The organism is Daejeonella sp. (assembly GCF_044348475.1).
Taxonomy (GTDB): Bacteria; Bacteroidota; Bacteroidia; order Sphingobacteriales; family Sphingobacteriaceae; genus Daejeonella.
This window is the reverse complement of record NZ_JBIKSU010000098.1, coordinates 1-5,898: the sequence shown is the minus strand read 5'-3', so window position 1 is coordinate 5,898 and position 5,898 is coordinate 1. Positions and strand designations below refer to the sequence as shown.

Annotated in this window: 7 protein-coding genes; 4 read left to right on the top strand and 3 right to left on the bottom strand. The window is 38.4% G+C overall.

Going from position 1 to position 5,898, the window contains the following annotated elements; all coding sequences use genetic code 11:
* Positions 1-153 precede the first annotated feature (153 nt).
* Complete coding sequence (locus ACIQZ6_RS11420; protein ID WP_395811197.1) at positions 154-552, top strand: hypothetical protein; 399 nt, start codon at positions 154-156, stop codon at positions 550-552.
* A 90-nt stretch (positions 553-642) separates the two neighbouring features.
* On the top strand, positions 643-1,152 hold the full coding sequence (locus ACIQZ6_RS11415) for a phosphoribosyltransferase family protein (protein ID WP_395811201.1): 510 nt from the start codon (positions 643-645) through the stop codon (positions 1,150-1,152).
* Here the strand turns inward: ACIQZ6_RS11415 and ACIQZ6_RS11410 are convergent.
* The 3 genes from ACIQZ6_RS11410 to ACIQZ6_RS11400 form a co-directional block, all read right to left on the bottom strand.
* Positions 1,149-1,652: a shikimate kinase gene (locus ACIQZ6_RS11410; protein WP_395811195.1), complete on the bottom strand. Its 504-nt coding sequence runs from the start codon at positions 1,650-1,652 to the stop codon at positions 1,149-1,151. The two genes, ACIQZ6_RS11415 and ACIQZ6_RS11410, sit on opposite strands and share 4 nt — an antisense overlap.
* An 85-nt stretch (positions 1,653-1,737) precedes the next feature.
* A complete protein-coding gene (locus tag ACIQZ6_RS11405) occupies positions 1,738-2,892 on the bottom strand; it encodes a BT_3928 family protein (protein WP_395811193.1) in 1,155 nt (384 codons plus the stop codon).
* Between the two features lie 61 nt (positions 2,893-2,953).
* On the bottom strand, positions 2,954-3,505 hold the full coding sequence (locus ACIQZ6_RS11400; protein ID WP_395811191.1) for a DUF1599 domain-containing protein: 552 nt from the start codon (positions 3,503-3,505) through the stop codon (positions 2,954-2,956).
* A gap of 114 nt (positions 3,506-3,619) precedes the next feature.
* Here ACIQZ6_RS11400 and folP point away from each other — a divergent pair, with 114 nt between their 5' ends.
* Positions 3,620-4,432, top strand: coding sequence for a dihydropteroate synthase (gene folP / locus ACIQZ6_RS11395; protein ID WP_395811189.1), 813 nt, complete (start codon positions 3,620-3,622; stop codon positions 4,430-4,432).
* A gap of 75 nt (positions 4,433-4,507) precedes the next feature.
* Entirely contained in the window at positions 4,508-5,251 is a 744-nt protein-coding gene (cdaA, locus tag ACIQZ6_RS11390; RefSeq protein WP_395811199.1) for a diadenylate cyclase CdaA, read from the top strand.
* Positions 5,252-5,898 lie beyond the last annotated feature (647 nt).

The window sequence follows — 5,898 nt, the reverse complement described above, 5'->3', positions numbered from 1 at the left end:
GATAAATATGAAGTCAGCAGGATTCGTCCCGTTGACATGTTCCCACATACCCAGCATGTTGAGAATGTGGTATTATTAACCCTGAATCTAAATCAGGCAAAAACAATAGAAACAGCCAATTAATTAATAAAAAGGCCCTTTCAAAACATTGCCATGGAGATAAAAGATCTACTAAATCCCGATGAAAATTCGGAGGGGAATAAAAAGGAAAACGAAAGTCCGCTGAAAAGCCTTGAGCTCGATTTAAAATTCTACAACGAATCTATCAAAGAGGTTGCTATTGAAATCATGGTGGAGGGAATATCAGAATACCCGATCTTTGTAGCACATCAGCATGAAGTAAAACTGGGTGAGCCCATTCTAGATAGAAACGAACTGAACACCGGCTGGAGCATTCATGCATCTACAGTAGAAGAGTTTGTTGAAAAGGGACTGATACAAGCTGATAAAAAAGACAGGTTTATCAAACAGTACAAAGATCCTTATGGTTTTATGTGTGTTTTTGTGATTGTTCCAGAGGGGGCTAATTTTGTATTTTTCCCCTATCAATAAATTCGGTAACTAATCTGTTAAATTATTTAATGCAGAGAACCGTATGAATTCAGTTAGAATATGTAATTTAAAATGAAATTTCAGAAGAAAATGGCTGTTAAAAAATTACTGATACTTAATAAAAAGCAAATTCAACAACGAATTGATCGTATGGCCTACCAGATCCTGGAAGATAACCTGAGTGAAAAGGAGTTGATCATGGCAGGTATCGTTGATAAGGGTTATTTGATAGCCCAACGACTTAAAGTAGTACTTGAATCTATTTCTGAACTAAAAATCACCTTGATGAAGATTGAGATCAATAAAAATATCTCACATCTAGAAGCCAATTCAGATCTTGATCTCAATATAGCTACAAACAAAGTAGTCATATTGGTAGATGATGTGGTTAACAGTGGTAGGACGCTAGCCTACGGACTGGGGGTATTTCTTGACATCCCGTTAAAGAAACTCAGAACCCTGGTTTTAATTGACCGCAGTCATCGTAATTTTCCGGTTTCACCTGATTTTACCGGACTTGAACTCGCCACTATTTTAAAAGAACATGTAGATGTTGTTCTTGATGAAAAATCGGAGGAGGATGCGGTTTATTTAAGCTAACCCAGATTCAAATAAAAAGCCAACCTCTCTGCAGTCAAATCACTGGCACTTACCACAAATTTAGATTGGTTATAAAATGGTTCGCGTTCGGCAAGTTTAGCACTGATAAAACCTTCCAGTTCATCTCCTTTTAAATTCCTGATCAGCGGGCGGTCAGTTTTGGAGTTTTCCAGCCTACTGGCAAGAGCTTTCGGCGAAAGTGAAAGGTAGGCCACCAAACCGTTTTCATTCATCCATAACATATTATCACCAAAACAAGGTGCACCACCACCGGTAGCGATAATGACATTTTCTGGGAAGTCTGTTTTCTGAAGTACCTCCCGTTCTAGATCACGAAAAGCACTTTCACCATGAAGTTCAAAATATTCCACAATGCTCATCCCCACTTTAGTTTCAATTAATTTATCGAGATCGATAAAATCGCATGTTAAATAGTTTGCTAATTTTTTGCCGATAGTAGTTTTGCCACTACCCATAAATCCAACCAGAAAAACCTTCATAAATAAATTATTTCAACCTCCATGCAGTGCAATGCGCTGCTTCAACTATTAGTTTATATCAAACAGCATGAATGCTGCCAAAAAATCAATTAGCACCAAAATACCTGTCAACCAGTTCATCATATGATGGCATGTTACGAAAATGCCATTTATTAATTACAGTACCATTCTTTAATAAAAGTACACCCGGATTAGCCCTTACCATACTCTTCAATGGAATGCCATCTGCATAAAAAACTTCCATTACGAGTTTGTTTTTTTTGCTGAATAATTCAGCATCCTGCGCCGAGTTTGAAGTCAGCAGGACCGTTCGTATGTTGTAATTTTCGGCGGCATTGATAGCAAGAGCGTTCAAATTACCAATGCCTGTTGCATCAGTTTTAGACAGATCATAGGCCACGATAACCACATTATAGTATGGGTTTTCAAGAATCTCTTGGTTATAATCAGTACCCTGATTATCAGTAATCTTCAGATCCTTGATTTTCAGGTCAAATCCCTTTTTGATGAGTTTGCTGACCGGATCACCTATAATCTCCCAATTCTTATCCTTCCATATTTGCGTGTTCAGATATTCCTTATCCGTCATCGACTTTGATTCGCCGCTACTCTTATTTTTAAGCTTATAGGTAATCTCATAAACATCAGGAGCCGCTCCAGCAGGAGTAATCATCAGTTGTGGAATATTATTTCCGATTTTATAAGGCAGAAAATCAAGTATAGGAAGGTAGCTATAGGTAAATAATCCAAAACCTAGTGATAAGATTAAAATCAGTGCAGCAATAAATTGCTGAACTTTTTTACCAGTTATCACGGGCAAAATTTCTTTACGTTTTATAAAGATCTGCAGGATCATTGAAAGCAAAACGATATCCTTAATAAAGGACTGCCATGGGGTTAAGGGTATCGCATCACCAAAGCATCCACATGAGGTCACAACCTCGAAAAATGCAGAATAAAATGTAAGGAATGTAAAGAAAATAATAATTACAAGAAGACCCCAAGCCACTTTTGAGCTCCAAAATCCCAATAGAAGTAATGCTCCGAGGACAATCTCTAGCGTACAAAGTAGAATAGCGATGGCCACAGCATAATCATTCAGAAAGCTGATATGAAATACCTCAAAATACTCCTGAAGCTTATAGCCAAATCCCAAAGGATCATTAGCCTTAATCAGCCCTGAAAATATAAAGAGAAGTCCTACGATTGCTCGTTTGATATTCAAGAAGGTATTTTTCATTGATGAATATAAAGGATTAAATAAAAATATGTTGGATACGTATTATCCGAAATAATTAGGCCTATGAATCCTTATGTAGTCCTAACTTGATCAAGGCAAAGGCTGCATAATTCAGCATGTCCTGATAATTTGCGCGAACACCTTCTGATGCCAATGTATGTCCAAGATTATCTTCGATTTGCTTCACTCTGAGAATTTTCATCAAAATAAGATCGGTTAAAGAGCTGATACGCATATCTCGCCAGGCTTCTCCATAATCATGATTTTTGGCAAACATTAGTTCCTTGGTCTCATTAACTTTTTTATCGAAGTACATTTCAACCTCATCAACCGGAAGTTCGGTACGATCATCATCCTCTAGGTCAATCTGCATCATCGCAATGATGCAATAATTAACGATACCAATATATTCGGAGGTGATATTCTCACCTACTTTTGATATTTTTTTCTCTTCAAGAGTACGAATGCGCTGTGCTTTAATAAAGATCTGGTCGGTGATCGAGGAAATTCTTAAAATACGCCATGCAGTACCGTAATCAGTGCTTTTCTTTAAAAAAAGCTCCCTGCACACCCTGATCACACCATCATATTCTACTGAAGTTTTATTTATCAAAGTCTTAATATTTTATTTGTTAGAACGATGAATTAATCGGTATTTTGCCCTAATATGGCGCACAAAAATACAGTTTTTCAACAAAAATTAACGTTAAATATTCGCGGAAACCTCATGAATCTTTCAAAGCCAAAGATAATGGGGGTGCTGAACCTTACGCCAGATTCCTTTTACGACGGCGGCAAGAACAATAATTTGAAGAACGCATTACAGAAAACTGAACAATTATTATCTGAAGGTGCAGACCTGCTCGACCTCGGAGCCTATTCGTCAAGACCTGGTGCTGAACATATTACAGAAGAACTAGAATTTGAACGGTTGATCCCTGTAATCAGGGCGATAGCTAAAGAATTCCCCAAGGCTGTACTTTCTGTCGACACATTCAGATCTGGGATAGCTAAAGCTGCAGTCGCTGAAGGTGCAGATCTGATCAATGATATCTCTGCCGGAGCTATGGATCCTGCCATGTTCAAGACCATCTCAGAATTGAAAGTACCCTATTGTATGATGCATATCAGAGGTACTCCTCAAACCATGGCTACTCAAACAAATTATACAAACTTGATTGTTGAGATTGCACAATATTTTGCAGAAAAAATTCAAGTATTGAAGGAATTAGGCGTCAAAGATTTAGTCATTGATCCTGGATTCGGTTTTGCCAAAACTCTAGAACAGAATTATGAGTTACTGGGAAAGCTTGAACATTTAAAAATTCTAGGACAACCAATACTAGTTGGGCTTTCACGTAAATCAATGATCTATAAACTACTAGATACTGATGCAGAACACGCACTGAATGGCACTACAGCGGCAAATACAATCGCACTGATGCATGGAACAAATATTTTACGGGTTCATGATGTTCAAGCCGCAAAGGAGGCAGTTAAGATTGTGGAACAGGTAGGATCTACAATCAACATACTATAAATCGTAATTAATCTTTACTTTAGTAAGATGGAAGGTTTTGATTTCAGTTTCCTCAATTTGCGTTTCCTTGACGCATTGGATATTATTCTGGTTGCTTTAATAATTTATTATGTATACAACCTGATTAGGGGAACTATTGCCCTTAATATTTTACTCGGCTTAGTAATTATATACGCTGCTTACCTGATGGTGAAACAGGCCGAAATGCGCCTTCTAACCGAACTTTTGGGCGGTTTTGTTAGCGTTGGTTTCATCGCTTTGATCGTCGTATTTCAGCAGGAGATTAGACGTTTTCTCTTACTAATTGGAAGGAATGCATCTCTTCAAAAAAACAAAGCTTGGTGGTCATTCCTGTTTGGGAGTAATGAAATCGCTAAAAATAATTCAGTACGGATCAAGCCAATAATTGATGCCTGCAAGAGTATGCAAAAAAGCCGCACAGGTGCTTTAATTGTATTTGCTAAATATTATGATGAACAATTTTATCAAAACAGCGGTGAAATAATTGAATCGAAAATATCCAAGCGCTTATTAGAAAGCATCTTCCAAAAAAATAGTCCCTTGCATGACGGTGCCGTCATCATTTCCGAAAACCGCATCAAATGTGCCAGTAGCATCTTACCATTAACAGAGAACGATAAACTTCCGCCTCAATTTGGGCTCAGGCATAGAGCTGGGATTGGTATTTCAGAAATGAGTGATGCCGTTGCGGTAATTGTGTCGGAAGAAACCGGTGAAATATCCTATGCCAAGCAAGGCCGTGTACGGCTGAATCTGACTTTCACGGAGTTGGAAAAATTGCTGAATAAAGATTTTTAATTTTTGTTGTTGATTTAAATGGGATTTTAGGCTTCATGCCTTTCTCCAAGTGCTGGCGCACGCGTGTCGCGTGTGGCTCTTACCAAACTAAATTATTTTCCTCTGATTTTTATTTTCAATGATTAGTTCTGTGTTTATTTTCACGAAGGTCCCTCACCTGCTAAAGGGCAGGTTTCGGGATGGCATTTGCTTTAAATTTTAATTAATTTTTTTTTAAATCGCTGTGCAGGTGTCATCCCTGCCAACTGGCAGACAATGCCGCGCAAGACGGTTTATAATGATGCAGCACAATTATTTTTATCCGCCACGCTAGCACAGACCTTTAATACCCGTTGTTCCGCATTGGCTGGTGCGGCAATTACTTACTGAGCCAACCCACTGTATTCATAGCAGCAGGCGCAGCGGTAGCGTTTATTCGGTGTAGTTTATTGTTTTTTAAAGGCCCTCATGGTCTCGTCGTACCGTCTCGGCTTGGTTCTTTTTTGCTACAGAAAAAGGTAAAGCCCCCGCGGCTATGAGCGGAATGAAATTATGAATGGCAAGTAGCTAAATCCAGGAACAGGAAAACTCATATCAATCTCAAACAAATAGTCCATTCACTGAACCTCCGTTCACCTCTCTTCCGCATTGACTGGTGCGGCAATTAC